General features: G+C 35.9%; 12 protein-coding genes. All 12 read right to left on the bottom strand.

The features are described 5' to 3' along the window. Nucleotides 1-4261 (bottom strand): beta strand repeat-containing protein (locus NQQ59_RS25015; protein ID WP_372497296.1); only part of this gene is annotated, 4261 nt, incomplete at its 3' end. Between the two features lie 489 nt (nucleotides 4262-4750). Next, nucleotides 4751-5677, bottom strand: a complete 927-nt coding sequence (queG, locus tag NQQ59_RS25020; protein WP_144215471.1) for a tRNA epoxyqueuosine(34) reductase QueG — start codon at nucleotides 5675-5677, stop codon at nucleotides 4751-4753. Next, nucleotides 5674-7020, bottom strand: coding sequence for a cytochrome P450 (locus NQQ59_RS25025; RefSeq protein WP_144215472.1), 1347 nt, complete (start codon nucleotides 7018-7020; stop codon nucleotides 5674-5676). The genes queG and NQQ59_RS25025 overlap by 4 nt, the downstream gene beginning before the upstream one ends. Before the next feature lie 5 nt (nucleotides 7021-7025). Further along, a complete protein-coding gene (gene ruvB, locus NQQ59_RS25030) occupies nucleotides 7026-8048 on the bottom strand; it encodes a Holliday junction branch migration DNA helicase RuvB (protein ID WP_144215473.1) in 1023 nt (340 codons plus the stop codon). Between the two features lie 109 nt (nucleotides 8049-8157). Then, entirely contained in the window at nucleotides 8158-9960 is a 1803-nt protein-coding gene (locus NQQ59_RS25035) for a cytochrome c oxidase subunit I (protein WP_144215474.1), read from the bottom strand. A gap of 30 nt (nucleotides 9961-9990) precedes the next feature. Then, complete coding sequence (locus NQQ59_RS25040; protein WP_144215475.1) at nucleotides 9991-11181, bottom strand: cytochrome c oxidase subunit II; 1191 nt, start codon at nucleotides 11179-11181, stop codon at nucleotides 9991-9993. A gap of 19 nt (nucleotides 11182-11200) precedes the next feature. Next, entirely contained in the window at nucleotides 11201-12598 is a 1398-nt protein-coding gene (locus tag NQQ59_RS25045) for a cation-translocating P-type ATPase (protein WP_144215476.1), read from the bottom strand. A gap of 27 nt (nucleotides 12599-12625) precedes the next feature. After that, the gene (locus NQQ59_RS25050) at nucleotides 12626-13171 is read right to left on the bottom strand and encodes a c-type cytochrome (RefSeq protein WP_057117453.1); all 546 of its coding nucleotides are present in this window, start codon (nucleotides 13169-13171) and stop codon (nucleotides 12626-12628) included. Nucleotides 13172-13179: 8 nt separating this feature from the next. Further along, nucleotides 13180-13704, bottom strand: coding sequence for a DUF3341 domain-containing protein (locus NQQ59_RS25055; RefSeq protein WP_144215477.1), 525 nt, complete (start codon nucleotides 13702-13704; stop codon nucleotides 13180-13182). Beyond that, the gene (gene nrfD, locus NQQ59_RS25060) at nucleotides 13697-15100 is read right to left on the bottom strand and encodes an NrfD/PsrC family molybdoenzyme membrane anchor subunit (RefSeq protein WP_109191792.1); all 1404 of its coding nucleotides are present in this window, start codon (nucleotides 15098-15100) and stop codon (nucleotides 13697-13699) included. Before nrfD ends, NQQ59_RS25055 begins: the two co-directional genes overlap by 8 nt. A 34-nt stretch (nucleotides 15101-15134) precedes the next feature. After that, a complete protein-coding gene (locus NQQ59_RS25065) occupies nucleotides 15135-18194 on the bottom strand; it encodes a TAT-variant-translocated molybdopterin oxidoreductase (RefSeq protein ID WP_144215478.1) in 3060 nt (1019 codons plus the stop codon). A gap of 32 nt (nucleotides 18195-18226) precedes the next feature. Then, nucleotides 18227-19561: a c-type cytochrome gene (locus tag NQQ59_RS25070; protein ID WP_144219775.1), complete on the bottom strand. Its 1335-nt coding sequence runs from the start codon at nucleotides 19559-19561 to the stop codon at nucleotides 18227-18229. Nucleotides 19562-19615: the final 54 nt, after the last annotated feature.

Genomic DNA, 19615 nt, shown 5'->3' on the forward strand with positions numbered 1-19615 from the left:
AGGAAACAGTCGCAACTGAAGTGTTGCTGCTTGACCACGCACCACCCGAATTTCCGTTTGTTGAAAATGACGTCGGGTTTCCTGTACAGATTGACTGGCTTCCAGACAAGGTTCCTGCATTAGGCGCTGCTGTAACGGTAACAGTCACTGTACTAGAAGATACACTTTGGCATCCAGACGTGTTTGTTACTTGTACACTATAACTCCCAGAATTCGTCACTGTTATGGCTTTTGTAGTTACTCCGTTCGACCACAAGTAACTTGTTCCATCACTTGAGGTTAAAACGACATTACCTCCCTGACAAAATGTTGTTGCACCACCTACAGTAATTGTTGGTTGGCCAGGACGACTATTTACTGTTACGGTACCTGAAATTGTAGTTTCTGTACAAGGAGAAGTATGTCCCGCAGTTGTTATTGTGTAAGTTCCTCCTGCTGTTGGAGTTCCTGAAATTGTAACTGTTTTTGCATTCGTATCAACAACAGAGCTTAATCCAGCTGGTAAATTGGAAACGATTGCGTTTGTTGCACTTCCTCCAAAAGTATAGACTGTATTTGATATAGCTGTTCCCGAACACACTGCCGGACTTTGTGTACCAGCTGTAAGCGTAATTGTTGAAGCTGTATTTATAACTGCTGTAACTGCAATTCTTGATGATGCAGAACAACCTTCAGCTGTAATAGCATCAACGTAATAAGTTGTCGTAGCTGATAAAGTTCGTGTTACAAAAGTTCTACCTGTCCCCAATGACTCAGTACTAGTTGGAGAAGCATACCAATTAATAGTTCCTGCTGACTCAGTAGCCTGCAAAGTAACTGATCCCGTACCACATCTTGAAGCTTCAGTTGTTGAAGTTATCGTTGGTATAGTATTTATTGTTGCTGTAACTGCAGTTCTAGTTGATGTTTTACAACCGTTATCAGTTGCATCAATATAATAAGTTGTCGTCTGTGATAAAGTTGGTGTCACAAAAGTTGTACCTGTCCCCAATGAGGTAGTACTAGTTGAAGACGCATACCAATTGATTGTTCCTGCTGATGCAGTAGCCCCTAAAGTAACCGTTCCTGCACCACATCTCGAAGCAGGTATCCCAGTTACTGTTGGTTTTGGATTAATTACAAAATTTGTTGCAGTTCTACAACTTGAATTGGCGATACAACTTGCATAATAAGTTGTTGTTCCCGCTATACTTGTATTTACCAAACCTGAATTAGCAACCCCTACCGGATTAAAATTATAACCCGTATAAATTGGAGAGCCGCCTGTTGAAGTTGTATACCATTCTACCCCTTCTACTGTGTAACTTACAGAAACCTGTATATAAGCGACCGATGCTGTAACACTACCACTACTAATACTTCTAGTTAAGGTTGCAGATAAGGCTACACCAAAACTTGATGAATTAACATTAAGAGGAGTCAAAGTAGTACCCCATAAATCTGTTTGTCCTCCATAAGTAGATGAAGCTGTATTGTCAGTTGACCAAGGTGTACTATTTAGACTTTTGTTATCCCCAGTAATATTAGTACCCGTCTTAATTAAACTTACTACATTATCCGTAACATAGTTTACAATATTTGAACTTGCAAAACGACCAATTGTCACTGAAATTCCTTTAATTGTAGCATTTGTAGGAATTGAAAAACCAAAATTACTCGCCACTAGGTTTCTAGTATTACTATTCCTACCACTACTACTGCTAGAGGTAGCAAAATTTACCCCATTTGATTCAATATTTGATGGGTCTAACCAAGTAGTTCCTGTGCTGCCACTTATACTTCCTTTTCCTTTTCTAGATTCTGAAGTAACCGACACTGTACATAATGAAGTTGCCGTTAATGTACCTGTACCATCTTGACAAATAGTTACGCTTGTTGTTGTTGGTGCACCAGTAACCGGGTTAATAGCTATATCCGTTCTAGCTGCAGAAGTACACCCTTGTGCATTTGTTGTAGTTACTTTATAAGTTCCAGGAACTAAATCATTAAAAATACCTGTCGCATTTCTTATTGGAGCAGTTACAGGACTTGTACCTGTTAATGTATAGCTTATCCCAGAACCATTTGCAGGAGTAGTTACTCTTATGGTTCCTTTTGGCGTTTCACAAATTGGCTGCGTAGTTGTTACTTCGGGAGCAGCAGGTAGAGCTAAAACTGTTACATTATCAAGAGCAGTACTTTCCCCATTAAAATTTTCTCCAGGAACAACATTAGACGGACTAGCAACTTCATAAGTTTTATTTGCATTTCCATAACCATTTATAGACGCCGTAATTTTTCTCGTTGAATTCGTTGCTGTACGTGTTGGGTCTAAATACAAAGCTTGTGCATTTGAGCTATAAGTACCTGCATTAATAGATGCTACTACTTTTCCAATCAAAGTTATAGTAACAACTCCATTCTGAGCAATATTAAACCCTCCAAATATTGGAGTATTTCCTGTAGTAACAGTATTAGCTAAAGCACCAGATGGTCCAGAAGCATCTGCTGAATAAGTTGCAGTAGCCGAATCAAATTCAATTCCAGGTGGAAAACCAAAATCTAAAACTACACCAGCAGCATTTCCTGCTCCAGTATTTTTTATTTGAATCTCATAAGAAATTTTTTCATCTATGGAATTACAAACTGAAGTTGTTGTTAAAGTTTTTACTGTAGTATTTAAATTAGGAAAACAATTAGCATTAACCTGCAAATTTGGCGGTACATCTGCAACTGTAAAAGTTGATGTATACCCATTTGTTCCGTCCTTGGCTCCATGATTAATTCCTTTGCCAGCATCAGATTTACCAGCAGCACCTCCAGAAACACTAGATGAAATGGTTACAGTTCCTGACAGATTATGGTAGACGATTCCACCACCACCACCACCACCTGGTCCGTGTTCATTATTTGCATCATTTTCTGTATTTCCTCCCGCTCCTCCATTCGCTTGAATAGTAATATTTGAGGTACTATTATTAGAAATATTTAATAAAACTGTTCCTCCAGCTCCTCCTCCTCCGGCTCCGTCAGGTGATCCAGAATAAGTTCCTGGAGCACCATTTCCTCCATTAGCATAAATAAATCCGTTACCTAAAACATTACCTGCATTCACCAAAATTATGGCTCCTCCAACACCACCTTTTACACCAGATGATGCATCATTTGCATCTCCGGCTCCACCACCACCTCCCATGATAAGTCTTGGAAACTTGGTGATTGTAGTGTATGATAAAGAACCTGGTCTTCCTCCTCCTGTAAGATTATTATTTGAATAAGCTGCTCCACCAGCACCTTGCCATCCTGCACCTCCAAGACCTCCATAGCCTCCATTTCCACCTCCACCTCCACCGGTGTTATGGTCGTTTCCTCCACCTCCTGCATTAGCTGCGGCACCTCTTCCTGAAGATCCTCCAGGCAAGCCTTCCTCAGAATTAACTACCTGATTAAAACCATCCCACATATATTTTGGCGTTCCCGCTATACCTTCTCCTTTTCCTGAAATATTTTGTTCCGTATATTTTCCAACATAAGTAGTAGCATCGTTTATTCCTGAATCTGCTCTTGGGCTATATCCTCCTCTAAATCCTCTCGCACTTCCATCTATGCTAAAACCTGCAAAATCAAATGAACCCGAAACATTAAATGCAATAACACCACCTGCAACTCCATTAAAAGGAGGGGTGGTAATATTAGCCGTAAGCTTTAAATTAGAGTATTGAGGAACTCTAATAACCTGAAACGTTCGTTTTCCTCTTTCCGAAGTTACCTGAGCATTATAAAAACTATTTAGAGTCCCTCCATTTGAACCAGTTCCTCTAAATGTTAAATTTCCTCCGCCTAGAGGAACATTATTAGTTGCAATTACATATTCAAAAATACCAGTATTACCTAAGGCAGTAAATCCTGTACCTCCTGCACTATCTGGGCCACTATTAGTAGTTCCAGATCCATAATTAGCAGAATCTGAATAATTTATCGTCGCATCTTGCATTTGAACAATCAAAATCAAATCCCCAACTGAGATCGGAATTGTACCAAAACTGTTTTTGTGCGAATCTGTTGCTGGTACACTGCCTAAAAATATAGATTGTGCTCCAGCACTCAATGTAACATTCCCATTAATTGGATAATAGGTATTTACAGAATTAGACACCGCAACAGGTCCGTCAACTCCGGGAGTTCCACAGACTTGGGCAAATAAAGATAAAGGTGATAGTACAAATAAAACAAAAAGGACCAGTCTGAAAAATCCAGACTGCTTAAAAGTAAAGTTACGCATAGACAACTCGAGTTTGTGGAACAGAAAATTGTGACGCTAAAAAACAGATGATCGTTTTTAGCATATAGGTGAAATACGAAGAATTGTAGGAATTGGTTTTGAAGTGATTGAAAATAACTTTTTCAACACTGTAATAGTAAAGTTTTACCATAAGCATTATCGACGACAGACCCATAGAGTAGTCCTATAAAGATTAAATTAGTAGTTTTGGAGCTACGAAAGTATAGGAAAGACTGAGATTCCGAAGATATTACTCGATAAACTGCAAAGAAAATCGTTAAACGACAGTATTTAACAAATGTTCACGTCTTTGTGACATCAAAAAGTGTAAATATTTGACAATGAAGCACTCGTAATTTCTTAAAGAATTACGAATAAAATATATTCTTACAGAAAATATTGACGAAAAATCAAAATTACGCAAGAACTAAAAATAAGCTTTTACTTATAACAAATGACGTAAAACATTAAAAAACAAACAATTAAACGTCACTCTAAAAATTTAATATTTCGTTTTAAACCATCAAACTTTGTTCTTTTTATGGGAGAATTTTTGAAAACAACTTTGAACGTTTCTTCTGTTATTTCCATCCAGTCTTTTTTGGTAAAAGAAAGTAAATCTGGATTTGGATTAAACAAAGGTTCAGAATGTGGTTTGGAAAATCTATTCCACGGACAAACATCTTGGCAAGTATCACATCCAAACATCCATTCATCAAATTTTCCTTTCATTTCATAAGGAAGATTTTCTTTTAATTCAATTGTGTAGTAAGAGATACATTTGCTTCCATCAACGATGTAAGGCGCTACAATGGCTTGCGTCGGACAAGCGTCTATACATGCGGTACAAGATCCGCAATGATTTGTTACAGCATGATCATATTCTAAGTCTAAATCTAATATAAGTTCTGCTATAAAATAAAAAGAGCCTACTTTTTGAGTAAGCAGGTTACTATTTTTTCCAATCCAACCTAAACCACTTTTTGCCGCCCAGGCCTTATCTAAAACTGGTGCAGAATCAACAAAAGCACGACCAGAAACCTCACCAATATTTTCCTGAATTGAATGTAAAAATTCCTTTAATTTTTCTTTTATAACGAAATGATAATCCTGCCCATAAGCATATTTGGATATCTTAAAACTTTCGTCATTTTGAGATTCAGATGGAAAATAATTTAGTAAAAGAGAAACTACACTCTTTGCGTCATCAACCAACAATGTTGGATCTAAACGTTTATCAAAATGGTTTTCCATATAGGCCATCTGCCCGTTATGGTTGTTATTTAGCCATTTTTCAAGGCGGGGTGCCTCTTGCTCTAGAAAACCTGCTTTAGAAATACCGCAGGAAATAAAACCCAGTCTTTTCGCTTCCGCTTTTATAAATTTTGAATATGTTTCTTTAGAATTGATACTCATCGTTTAAAGAATGAAACTTCTACGTTAACTGGTTTTAGAGTAATTAATGGGTTGAATTGAACGGCATCATTATTCGATTGAATTCTATACTTTTTTACAATCTGTGCTATTGTTAAGCACATTTCATAAATGGCAAAACCTGTTCCAATACACATCCTTGGACCAGCGCCAAACGGATAAAAATACTGCATGGATTCTTTCTTCTGTTCACCAAGAAATCTTTCTGGAATAAACTCATCAGGGTTACTCCAATATTTAGGATTTCGATGTAATTCGTAAAAAGAAACTCCAATTAATGTATCTTTTTTTATTTTAAATTGAGCTAACGAATCATCTTCCAGATTTTGTCTGTCCGTAATCCAAGCTGGTGGATATAAACGCATAGATTCATTCAAAACAGCATTGGTATAGGTCATTTTTTGAAGCTGCTCGATAACGTTCTCCGTTTGTGATTCAACCTCTATGATTTCTTGAAAGACTTTTTGTTGTACTTCAGGATTTTGTCCTAAAAGATGAAGTGTGAAAGTTAAAGCATTTGCTGTTGTTTCATGTCCAGCAATAAACAAGACTTTAATCTCATCAATCAATTGTTCAACAGACATACCTTCACCAGTATCTTCATATCTGGTTTCCAAAAGCATATTAAGTAAATCATTTATTTCTTCACCTGACGTTTTTCTTTCTTCAATAATTTCCCGAATTATAGCATTATTCTCTTCCGCTAATTTGAGATGTTTCCTCACTTGACCACTCAATGAAAACCACCAAGCTTTATGTGGAAGTCTAATTTCTTTAATTAAGAAATTCTGAACTTCCTCTATAATAAATTTTATACGTTGAAATTTGTCTTCAGCGGTTGAGAGCTGAAATAAAGATTTGGCCACAACATTAAATGCCAAATTACTCATAATAGGAAAAAGATCTATTGGCTTTCCTTCAGTCAAATTATCTAATTCTAAAGCAATCGTTGAATTCATATTACCAACAAGCTGATTCATCTTTTGTTTATGAAATGCCGGCTGAATAAGACGTCTTTGTTTCAACCAAAAATCTCCATCGCTTGTTAAAAGTCCGCTTCCTAAATATTTAGAAAGATATACTGATTGAAATTTAGATTTGTGATAATTCTTCTGATTCTTGACTAAAATATATTGAGCAACCTCATTATCCCTTGATAATATTATATATTTTGAGAAACCAATTCTAATAGAAAAAGAATCTCCGAATTTTTCAAAATATCTTCTATGAAAGGGAATCGGATTTCTACGGACACCTTCAGCATCTCTAAAAAATCTAATTATTGATAATTGGTTTGGATAGTTATATTTTGAACTCACAGACATAAAAATTAAAATAAACCTCCTTGTATATTTGTGTTTATTTTTCCTAGATGTTTATATGCTTTCTCGGTCACTTCGCGACCACGCGGTGTACGCATAATGAATCCTTCCTGAATCAGGAAAGGTTCATAAACTTCCTCAATAGTTTCACTACTTTCAGACACAGCAGTTGCTAATGTAGAAAGCCCAACCGGACCTCCTTTAAACTTATTGATAATAGTCAACAAAATCTTATTGTCCATCTCATCCAATCCATGGGCATCTACATTAAGTGCTTTTAAAGCATATTTGGAAATTTCTATATCAATAGTTCCATTGCCTTTTATTTGAGCAAAATCTCTAACTCTACGCAATAATGCATTTGCAATACGTGGAGTTCCACGACTTCTACCTGCTATTTCAATTGCGGCTTCAAGATCAATTGGCATTTTTAATATTCCAGCACTTCTTTCTACAATACTAGTTAAAAGCTCTGTTGAATAATATTGTAAACGAGAAGAAATTCCGAAACGAGCTCGCATTGGAGCAGTTAATAATCCAGAGCGAGTAGTTGCGCCAATCAACGTAAAAGGATTCAAATTAATTTGAACCGTTCTGGCATTTGGACCAGACTCAATCATAATATCAATTTTAAAATCTTCCATTGCTGAATACAAATACTCTTCCACAACAGGACTCAGACGATGAATCTCATCTATAAACAAAACATCTCTTTCGTCAAGATTAGTTAACAATCCTGCTAAATCTCCTGGCTTATCTAAAACAGGTCCGGAGGTTATTTTAATTCCAACTTGTAACTCATTTGCTAAAATATTAGCTAAAGTGGTTTTTCCCAATCCAGGAGGTCCATGAAACAAAGCATGATCAAGTGCCTCGCCACGTTGATTCGCAGCAGCCACAAAAACTTTTAAATTTTCCAAAACCTGGTCCTGACCAGCAAAATCATCAAATGACAGCGGACGCAATCTTTTTTCAAGATCTAATTCTTCTGAGTTATATCCCTTAGTTGTAGGATCAAGATTTTCATTCATCCTACAAAGATATAGAAAGTAATTAGTTTTGAAAAATAGGAAACTAAAGCTTTAAAACTTTAACTAAACAAAAAAGGTTGTCATTTCTGACAACCTTTTTATATTATTTTTAGTGGTGTAAAACTTCTTCACCTTCTTTCATTGGTACATTTTGAGGAACAAAATCTACATCATGATTTGGATTACTGTAGTCATACGGCCAACGGTATACATGAGGAATTTCTCCTGGCCAGTTTCCGTGAATATGCTCAACTGGAGTAGTCCACTCTAATGTTGTAGATTTCCATGGATTCTGAGTTGCTTTTTTACCGTAGAAAATACTGCTAAAGAAGTTGTATAAGAATACTAACTGGAATGCACCTCCTACAAGAGCAAATGTCGTAATTAAAACGTTTACATTTTGCAAATCGTCAAATAAAGGGAAGTTAGTATTTGTATAGTAACGTCTTGGTAAACCAGCTAATCCGATAAAGTGCATTGGGAAGAAAACTCCGTAAGCACAAACTGCTGTAATCCAGAAGTGAATATAACCTAAGTTTTTGTTTAACATTCTTCCGTACATTTTAGGGAACCAGTGGTAAATACCAGCAAACATTCCGTAAAGTGCAGAGATACCCATTACTAAGTGAAAGTGAGCAATTACGAAGTACGTATCGTGAACGTTAATATCTAAAGTACTATCTCCTAAAATGATTCCTGTTAAACCTCCAGTGATGAAAGTAGAAACCATTCCAATAGAAAATAACATTGCAGGGTTAAACTGTAAGTTACCTTTCCATAAAGTTGTAATCCAGTTAAATGCTTTTACAGCAGATGGAATTGCAATCAATAAAGTGGTAAAAGTAAATACAGATCCTAAGAAAGGATTCATACCTGAAATAAACATGTGGTGACCCCAAACGATAGTAGATAAAAATGCAATTGCAAGAACTGACATAATCATCGCTCTATATCCGAAGATTGGTTTACGAGCATTCGTAGCCATAATTTCAGAAACAAGACCCATCGCTGGTAAAATTACGATATAAACCTCAGGGTGACCTAAGAACCAGAATAAGTGCTCAAACAATACTGGAGAACCTCCTTGGTAGTGTAAAACCTCTCCAGCAATATAAATATCAGATAAGAAGAATGAAGTACCAAAACTTCTATCAAAAATCAATAATAATGCAGCAGATAATAATACTGGGAATGAAATAACACCAATAATAGCTGTTACAAAAAATGTCCAGATTGTAAGTGGAAGTCTAGTCATAGACATTCCTTTAGTTCTTAAGTTAAGAACAGTAACAATGTAATTTAAAGATCCCATCAAAGAAGATGCGATGAAAATAGCCATAGATACTAACCATAAAGTCATACCTGTTCCTGAACCAGGAATTGCTTGAGGCAATGCACTTAATGGTGGATAAATTGTCCATCCTGCAGAAGCTGGACCAGCTTCAACAAATAATGAACATAACATTATAACTGCTGATAAGAAAAATAACCAGTATGAAATCATATTCATGAATCCAGAAGCCATATCTCTTGCTCCAATTTGAAGTGGAATAAGTAAATTACTAAAAGTTCCACTCAAACCAGCTGTCAGTACAAAGAATACCATGATGGTACCATGAATTGTAACTAAAGCTAGATAAATATCATTTGCCATTACACCATCAGGTGCAAATTTATCTCCTAATAATACATTAAATATCTTAAAAGACTCTTCTGGCCACGCTAATTGCATTCTGAAAAGCAAGGACATTGCAATACCAATGATCCCCATAATAATACCAGTAATCAAGTATTGCTTAGCAATCATTTTATGATCAATACTAAAAATATATTTAGTAATGAACGTTTCTTTATGATGATGTTCGTGCTCGTGATCGTGTCCGTGATCGTGATCGTGCGCTTCTGCTGACATATATGTGTACTTTAAATTTTCTAAATAATATTATTTCATTGCAACTTTAGCTACAGCTGCTTTTACAGTATCAACAACAGCTTTCACTGTGTCAACAACTTTAGAAGCACTATCTCCTGCTGGTGCAGCTCCTTCAGCTGGTTTCTCAGCTGCTTTTGCTGCTGCAATATCCTGAGCTAAAGTAGTTTTTTCACTTAACCATTTTTTATAATCTTCTGGAGTATCAACAACAACTTTCATTTGCATGTTGTAGTGTGAAGCTCCACAAATTTTATTACATAATAATAAATAGTCAAATGTATAAGGATCTAAAGCTGTTCCTCCTTTTGCAACTAGTTCAACACTTTTCTCAGCTCTTAGTTTATTGATGTGAGCAACTTTCTCAACCATAAATGGCAACTCTCTGTACTCTGAAGTAGTGTAAGTTGGAACAAAAGCAAATTCAGTAACCATCCCAGGAACACAGTTCATTTGTGCTCTAAAGTGAGGAAAATAAGCTGAGTGTAATACGTCTTGAGAACGCATTTTAAAGTGAACTTTTTTACCTTTAGGAATATGTAATTCAGAAACTACGATATCATCTTGAGAGTTTTTATCAGACATATCAACACCTAATGTATTAACACCTTCGATTAAACGTACGTTAGCTTTTCCTAAAACATTATCTTGACCAGCATATCTTGCTGTCCATTTAAATTGTTGAGCGTATAATTCGATTTCGATTACATCTTCATCTTTGTCAACAAACATAATGTTGTTCCAAGCATACAATCCATAAAGAATTAAACATGCTAAAACTACAGATGGAATAATACTCCAAATTGCCTCTAATTTATTACTATCAGCAAAGAATAATGCTTTTCTATCTTTATGTCCTCTGTTTTTAAAAGAAAACCAGTATAATAAACCTTGAGTAATTACTTGAACTGTAAAGATCAAAACCCAAGTAATATTCATTAAATTATCTACTAAACCACCGTGCTCAGAAGCAGGAGTATGAAGCACCAAATTACCCCATTTTAGTAAACCATAAATAGTAAATATATAAATGAAAGCTAAAAAGCCAAACAAAATATATCCCTGAATGTTATTGTCATTATCTGATGCAACTTGAGAATCGTCCGAAGATGCTCCAACCTGAGTAAGATCAAATATCTTGGTCAATTGCCATAATGCAACCGCTAATAAAACTAAAACTATAATTACCAACAAACTTGTCATCTGTTTACTTCTTTAAATATTAATAATGAAAATGTTTACTTTCTTCAATGAAAGGATTTCTTTTTGCAAGCAAAGGAGATTTAGTTAATGCAGTAAATACAACAAATATAAATAAACCTAAGAAGAAAAGAACCGACGCAATTTCAGGAACTCCGATAAACCATTTGTCTCCTACTGTACCAGGCATGATCATATTAAAGAAATCAATGTAGTGACCTAATAATATTACAACACCAGCCATAACAATAACCCAGCTAAGACGTTTGAAATCAGTATTGATTAATATTAATAATGGGAAAACAAAGTTCATAACAACCGCTCCAAAGAAAGGAAGGTTATATAATTGAATTCTTGTTACAAAGTAAGTTACCTCCTCTGGAATGTTAGCATACCAGATCAACATAAATTGAGAGAACCATAAGTAAGTCCAGAAAACACTAATACCAAACATGAATTTAGCTAAATCATGAATGTGGCTAGTATTTACATACTCTAAATACCCTTTTGATTTCAAGTAAATAGTTACTAATGCAATAGCTGTAATACCACTTACAAAGAAAGAAGCGAATACATACCAAGCAAACAAAGTACTAAACCAGTGAGGATCAAAAGACATAATCCAATCCCAAGCCATGATAGACTCAGAAACGATAAAGAATACTAAGAATCCTGCAGAAGCTTTAAAGTTCTTTTTGTAGTAAAGATCATCATTTGCTTCATCTTGCGCTAAACAGTTTTTTCTAGAAAAATGACGGTAAATATTCCATCCTAATAAAAAGATAAAAGCTCTAACAATCCAGAATGGGAAATTTAAATATCCTGATTTTCCAGCGATAATAGCATCATAATCTGCGTGTTTAGGATCAGTTACACCTTCACCCAACCATACGAAAATGTGATTAAAGTGTAATCCACATAAAACTAGGATTATGAAAAATATAATTGAACCAGCTGGTAAATAAGCTGTAATACCTTGCATTACTCTAAACAAAACTGGAGACCAACCTGCTTGAGCAACCTGTTGAATAGCATAAAAAGCTAAAACTCCCATAGAAAGCAGTAAAAAGAAAATACAAGCTACATATACTGCAGACCAAGGTTTGTTTTGCAATTGGTGCAATACATGCTTCAAATGTTTTTCGTGCTCATTTGCACCAGAAACTTCAGCATGTTCAGCTCCTTTATGAGAATCATGTGATGCTTCAGCAGCAGCTTCATGATGACCTGCTTCTTTGTGAGATGCCTCCGCTTTCTCTTCATGTGCAGCACCATGAGAACCATGTTCATCTGCAGCTAGTATTTTTTCAACTTCTTGAATATCTTTTGGCGCACTTAAAAAACCATACCCAATTCCTAATATACCAACGGCCATTAAGATGATAGAAAAAGTTTTTAATTTACTTGAAAATGTATACATATCTATTACGATCAGTTTGTTCAACAATTATAATTGGCTTTTTAGTTTCAGAACATAGTCAGCAACTAACCAACGTTCGTGAGCACTTAATTGATTTGCATGTGAACCCATTGCATTTAAACCATAAGTCTCAACATGAAAGATACTTCCTTCAGTGATTTCTCTGTCTTTATAGCTAGGTACTCCAAGAAATTTTTCTCTTTCAACCAATTTACCTTTACCGTTTCCAGTTGCACCATGGCAGCTAATACAGTAAATTTCGAAAAGTTCTTTTCCTTTTCCAGAATTTCTTTCGATAGAATCCAAAGGAGATTTCAAATTAGCTTTAGCCAATTCATAACCAGCAGTTGAATTTTCATACTCATAAGGTTCAAAACCTCTATTAATAGTTCCTGCAACAGGAAGCTGTCCTTCTTTTCCTCCCTTAAATATTTTTGCTTCTGTATAAGGCTCGTAAGCAACAGATTCATACATATTTGGGAAATACTGATAGTTCGGTGCCGAATTATTGTGGCAAGATGAAACTAAAATAGTTATACCAACTAAAAGTGTTATTTTATATATCCTTTTCATAGCTACAATTAATTCTTTTCTATTACTTTAACTTCAACAGCTCCTGTTCCTTCAAAGAAAGAAACTAATTCTGCTTCGTTATCATTTACTGCTACTTCCATTAAGAAGTGATCATCAGTAGTTCTTACATCTGGATTCTCAGCTTCTTTGAATGGCCACAATCTACTTCTCATATAAAAAGTGATAACCATTAAGTGAGCTGCAAAAAATACAGTCATCTCAAACATAATTGGCACAAAAGAAGGCATATTCTGAATGAAACTAAAACTTGGTTTACCACCAATATCCTGTGGCCAATCGTGAATCATGATATAACTCATCATAAATGTTGCAACAGAAATTCCAACACATCCATAAAGGAACGCACAAATGGCTAATCTTGTTGGCGCTAAGCCCATAGCTTTATCCAATCCGTGAACTGGGAATGGAGTAAAAACTTCTTCAATATGATAATGTGCAGCTCTAGTTTTCTTTACTGCATTCATCAAAATATCATCGTCATTATAAATGGCGTATATTACTTTATTACTCATGATGTGAATCTTTACTGTTTGCTCTTTCTCTAATGTAATTATCTCCTGTTCCTTTCAAAATTGTTTTAACCTCTGCCTGAGCAATTACAGGGAATGTTCTAGAGTATAATAAAAACAATACAAAGAAGAAACCAATTGTTCCAATGAAAATTCCAATATCAACAAATGTTGGTGAGAACATTGTCCAAGAAGATGGAAGGTAATCTCTATGTAAAGAAGTAACAATAATTACAAATCTTTCAAACCACATACCGATGTTTACTACAATCGAGATGATGAATGAGAACATGATACTTGTTCTTAATTTTTTGAACCACATGAACTGAGGAGAGAACACGTTACATGTCATCATTGACCAATATGCCCACCAGTAAGGTCCAGTAGCTCTGTTTAAGAATGCATATTGCTCATATTCTACACCTGAATACCAAGCTACGAATAACTCAGTGATGTAAGCAACACCAACAATAGATCCAGTAATCATGATAATAATATTCATTAACTCGATATGTTGTAATGTGATGTATGCTTCAAGGTTAGAAACTTTTCTCATAACGATCAACAATGTATTTACCATTGCAAATCCTGAGAATACCGCTCCAGCAACGAAGTAAGGAGGGAAAATTGTTGTATGCCATCCTGGAATTACAGAAGTAGCAAAGTCCATAGATACAATCGTGTGTACAGAAAGTACAAGAGGAGTAGCTAAACCAGCTAATACTAAAGATACCTCTTCAAAACGCTGCCAATCTTTAGCTCTACCGCTCCATCCAAAACTTAAGATAGAATAAACTCTTTTATTAAATGGAGTAATAGCTCTATCACGAAGCATTGCAAAGTCAGGCAACAAACCAGTCCACCAGAAAACCAATGATACTGAAAGATACGTTGAAATCGCGAATACGTCCCAAAGTAATGGTGAGTTAAAGTTTACCCAAAGAGATCCAAACTGGTTTGGAATAGGTAATACCCAGTATGCTAACCATGGACGACCCATGTGAATAATTGGGAATAAACCTGCTTGTACTACTGAGAAAATAGTCATGGCTTCTGCAGAACGGTTAATAGCCATTCTCCAACGTTGACGGAAAAGTAATAATACCGCAGAAATTAATGTTCCGGCGTGACCAATACCTACCCACCAAACGAAGTTAGTGATATCCCAAGCCCAACCAACTGTTTTATTTAATCCCCATGTTCCGATACCGGTAGATACGGTGTAAATTATACAACCTAACCCCCAAAGGAAGGCTACTAATGCGATTGTAAATACAATCCACCATTGCTTATTTGCAGGTCCTTCTACAGGCGCTGCCACATCTACAGTTACATCGTGATATGATTTATCACCTATAACTAAAGGTTTTCTAATGGGTGCTTCGTAATGAGACGACATAATCCTTTATATTGTTTCTTAATTAATAATTTTACTAAGTATTTCTAACTTTTACATGATAGAAAACATTTGGTTTTGTACCAACATGCTCTAATAAGTGGTATGCTCTTTCGCTTTCAGCAAGTTTAGCAACTTCACTTTCTTTATCATTTACATCTCCAAAGACCATAGCTCCAGAAGAACAAGCTGCAGAACAAGCACAAGCATTGTTGAACTCATCTTTTGCTACTACTCTACCTTCACGTTTTGCTTGAAGAATTACAGCTTGAGTACTTTGGATACAGAAAGAACATTTTTCCATAACTCCACGAGAACGAACGTTTACGTCTGGGTTTAATACCATACGACCTAAATCGTCATTCATATGATAATCGAATTCACTGTTTTTGTTGTACAAGAACCAGTTAAAACGACGAACTTTATAAGGACAGTTGTTTGCACAGTAACGAGTACCAACACATCTGTTATAAGCCATGTGGTTTTGACCCTGACGACCGTGAGAAGTTGCAGCAACAGGACATACTGTTTCACAAGGTGCGTGGTTACAGTGCTGACACATTACTGGCTGGAATGCTACTTGTGGATTATCTCCAGGTTTTTCCATTTCATTGAATGTAGACAATGAACTAGATAAACCAGCAATTCCTTCTTTTCTCTCGTTATCACCTTCAAAAGTGTCTTCAGAAGAATAGTATCTATCGATACGCAACCAGTGCATATCACGGCTTCTTCTAACTTCAGCTTTACCTACAACAGGAACGTTGTTTTCAGCGTGACAAGCGATAACACAAGCTCCACATCCAGTACAAGCATTTAAGTCAATTGAAAGGTTGAAGTGGTGACCAGTTGTACGATCAAATGATTCCCATAAATCTACTGTAGTAGCTTCAACTTCTTGGTGATCTAAAGATACCATTGGTTTTTCATTCCAATGCTCTGCATCTTCAGTATTGAATATTTTTAAAGTAGTTTCTTTAATGATATCACCTCTACCCATTAAAGTTTTCTGTCCTTGAACACAAGCAAACTCGTGTTCTCCCCCAGCTTTAACAATAGAAACAGATTGAACACCATTAAATCCTTTATATAAAGCGTAAGCATTTAAACCTACTTGCATTTCTTCTTTTAGAGAAGCTTTACGTCCATAACCTAAAGCCAAACCTAAAGTTCCAACTGCCTGACCTGGTTGAACGATTACTGGAACATTTTCCAATTTCAATCCATCTGCAGTTGTAATAGTAGCATAACTACCGTTTAAACCACCATTTGCTACGATTTCATTTGATAAACCTAGTTTCTTAGCATCAGCATTCGAAACTGTAACATAGTTATCCCAAGAAACTCTTGTAATTGGATCTGGAAACTCTTGCAACCAAGGGTTGTTTGCATTTTGTCCATCTCCCAATCCTGTTTTAGTATACAATACTAATTCGTACTCACCAGCAGCTTTAGATTTTGAAACAGCACCTGCAGCAGAAGCAGCATCAATAGCCCCTCCAGATAATGCTGTAGACCCTATAACAGCTACACCATCATGTAAAACTTTGTTCCAAGAAGTTCCTGTAGTAAATACTCCAGAATTTGCTTTTAAGTAATCATAAAAAGTACCAGCAGTACCATTTAATGATAATAAAACATCTTGAAATTGTTTTGTATTAAAGATTGGGCGAATTGTTGGCTGTGTTAAACTGTAAGTACCGCTTGTAATCTCAACATCCCCCCAAGATTCTAAGTAATGAGGAGCCGCAGCAGCAATATTTACAATCGATGCAGTTTCATCTTCTTTTAATGAAAAAGCAACAGATGTTTTTACTTTTTTCAATCCAGAAACAAAAGCTTCAGAATCAGCTAATGTATATGCTGGATTAACTCCACTCATAATTAAAGTATGAACACTTCCTGCATTCAAATCTTTAATCAACTGCGCAACAACAGCATTAGAACCTTTTCTAATTTGTCTTGCCCCAGCAGTACTAAAAGCTTCACTAGCCAATACTTGATTGATAGCTAAAACTAATAATTGAGCATTTTTATCTTCAATTCCAGACACTAAAACTCCTTTTGATCCAGCAGCTTTAAGCTGTTGTGCAGCTTTTACTACTTCAGCTTTAACATTTGCATCTAAAGCCACAGGAACAGAAGCACCTGCAATAGTATTATAAATTTGAACTAAAGCTTGTTTTTGAACCGCTGTAGTCATCGGAACACGCTTATCAGCAGCAGCTCCAGATAATGTCATGTTAGATTCAAACTGGAAGTGACGAGACATTTTTCCATTTTGAGGAATACGTCCTTTTGCATATCCAGAATCATATCCACCACCTTGCCAGTCTCCTAAGAAATCAGCACCAACAGATACAATTAAAGAAGCTTTTGAGAAATCGTAATCAACTAAAGCTCTTTGACCATATACAGATTCAAAAGCATCTAAAGCTTCAGATGAAGAAACTGCATCGTATACAACGTGCTTAGCGTTTGGATTTTTAGCAATAAACTCAGCGATTAATTTCTCTGTAGTTGGACTTGCTAAAGTATTAGTTAACAATACAACTTGACCTCCTTTAGCTTTTGCATCAGCTAAACTTGATTTGATTTTTAAATCAACTGCAGACCAATTAGAATCTTTACCATCTACTTTTGGCTCTTTTAAACGACCACTATCATATAACCCCAAGATTGAAGCATGAATTCTAGCGTTCGCAGCAAATTTAGCTCCTGCAATTGTATTGTTTTCAATTTTAATTGGACGACCCTCACGAGTTTTAACCAAAAGATTTGCAAAATCAAAACCATCAAATACGGTAGTTGCATAATAATCTGCAACACCAGGAATGATTTGCTCTGGTTGTAATACATAAGGGATAGACTTGTGAACAGGACCTTCGCAAGCAGCTAATGTAACAGCCGCAGTACTAAACCCAACGTACTTTAAAAAGTCACGACGTGAAGTCCCAGATGTAGATAAAGCATCAGCATTACCTAAAAACTCATCAGTAGGAATTTCTTCAACAAACTCGTTATTTCTAAGCGCCTCAACAATAGAGCTATTTTCTAGCTCTTCAACACTTTTCCAGTATTTTTTGTTTGATGACATTGTATATATATATTAAAATCTTAATAAATCGATTAATAGTGGCATTTACCGCATTCTAAACCTCCCATTTGCGCTGCAGTTAATTTCTCTACACCGTATTTTTTAGAAAGTTCAGCATGAATCTTATCATAGTAAGCATTACCTTCCATCTTAACATCAGTTTTTCTATGGCAATCAACACACCATCCCATTGTTAATTTAGAGTATTGCTTCATGATTTCGAATTCTTGTACTGGCCCGTGACAAGTTTGACATTCAATTCCTGCAACAGATACGTGTTGAGAGTGATTGAAGTAAACAAAATCAGGAAGATTATGAATACGAACCCATTTTACAGGCTGTGTTTTTCCAGTATAAGCTTGTTTAGTCTTATCCCATCCAACAGCATCATATAATTTTTGAATTTGCGCATCATAGAAAGCTTTGCTGTACTCAGGAGTAGCAGTTGTTTCAGCAACCTCAGAAATATTTTTATGACAGTTCATACAAACATTTAAAGAAGGAATACCAGCTGTCTTACTTACACGAGCAGCAGAGTGACAATATTTACAATTGATTTCGTTGTCACCGGCGTGAATTTTGTGAGAATAGTGAATTGGCTGAATTGGCTCATAATTCTGGTCTACACCTACCTGCATCAAGTAACCGTATACAAAATAACCACTTGCCAAAAGCAAAAAGATAGCAGTTACCAAAACCAAGAATTGATTCTGAACAAAAGCTTTCCAAATTGGAGTTCTAGCTTCTTTTGGAGCAACTTCAATACCGTTTTTATTTGCCACTTTAGTTAATACTTTGTTCACCATGAACAACATTACAACCAAAATAGCCATTACAAGAGCAAGAGCTCCTAAAATAATATTATTTGAAATTCCGCCACCCTCAACATTTGTTCCTGGAGGAGTTGCAGCACCACCAGCCGCCGCCGCAGGCTCAGCTTTAGGTTGAGAAGTATAAGCTATGATATTATCAATATCACCTTCAGATAACTGAGGAAAAGAAGTCATCACTGCTTTATTATTTTCCTCAAAAAGTTTAACAGCAACAGGATCACCTGACTTAATCATGTCAGAACTGTTATGCACCCACTTATAAAGCCAAGCTTTATCATGTTTATCAGCAACCCCTCTTAAAGCAGGACCTGTTGACTTAGCATCTAATTTGTGACATGCAGCGCAATTTGCATTAAAAAGTTCCTTCCCTTTTACTGGATCACCGCCTCCTGCAGCTGGAGCAGCAGCGGCAGCTTCAGGCGCCGCCGGAGCAGCAGCATCTTGAGCAAATGAAGTTAGGGAGAAAATTAACGTCAGCGATAAGCCAAACAGCAATTTTCTTGAGATCGAATTATGGTTACCCACCTTTTTCATATAGTATAAATAATTGTCTACTAATTTTTGGTATGATTTTTTCTGTACTAAATT

Origin of the sequence: Flavobacterium panacis (genome assembly GCF_024649945.1) — a bacterium.
Lineage (GTDB): Bacteria > Bacteroidota > Bacteroidia > Flavobacteriales > Flavobacteriaceae > Flavobacterium > Flavobacterium panacis.

Coding starts and splice junctions, on each gene's coding strand:
- ruvB (WP_144215473.1), bottom strand. CDS start 8,048: ATGAATGAAAATCTTGATCCTACAACTAAGGGATATAACTCAGAAGAA.
- queG (WP_144215471.1), bottom strand. CDS start 5,677: ATGAGTATCAATTCTAAAGAAACATATTCAAAATTTATAAAAGCGGAA.
- nrfD (WP_109191792.1), bottom strand. CDS start 15,100: ATGTCGTCTCATTACGAAGCACCCATTAGAAAACCTTTAGTTATAGGT.
- NQQ59_RS25040 (WP_144215475.1), bottom strand. CDS start 11,181: ATGACAAGTTTGTTGGTAATTATAGTTTTAGTTTTATTAGCGGTTGCA.
- NQQ59_RS25045 (WP_144215476.1), bottom strand. CDS start 12,598: ATGTATACATTTTCAAGTAAATTAAAAACTTTTTCTATCATCTTAATG.
- NQQ59_RS25035 (WP_144215474.1), bottom strand. CDS start 9,960: ATGTCAGCAGAAGCGCACGATCACGATCACGGACACGATCACGAGCAC.
- NQQ59_RS25065 (WP_144215478.1), bottom strand. CDS start 18,194: ATGTCATCAAACAAAAAATACTGGAAAAGTGTTGAAGAGCTAGAAAAT.
- NQQ59_RS25025 (WP_144215472.1), bottom strand. CDS start 7,020: ATGTCTGTGAGTTCAAAATATAACTATCCAAACCAATTATCAATAATT.
- NQQ59_RS25050 (WP_057117453.1), bottom strand. CDS start 13,171: ATGAAAAGGATATATAAAATAACACTTTTAGTTGGTATAACTATTTTA.
- NQQ59_RS25055 (WP_144215477.1), bottom strand. CDS start 13,704: ATGAGTAATAAAGTAATATACGCCATTTATAATGACGATGATATTTTG.
- NQQ59_RS25070 (WP_144219775.1), bottom strand. CDS start 19,561: ATGAAAAAGGTGGGTAACCATAATTCGATCTCAAGAAAATTGCTGTTT.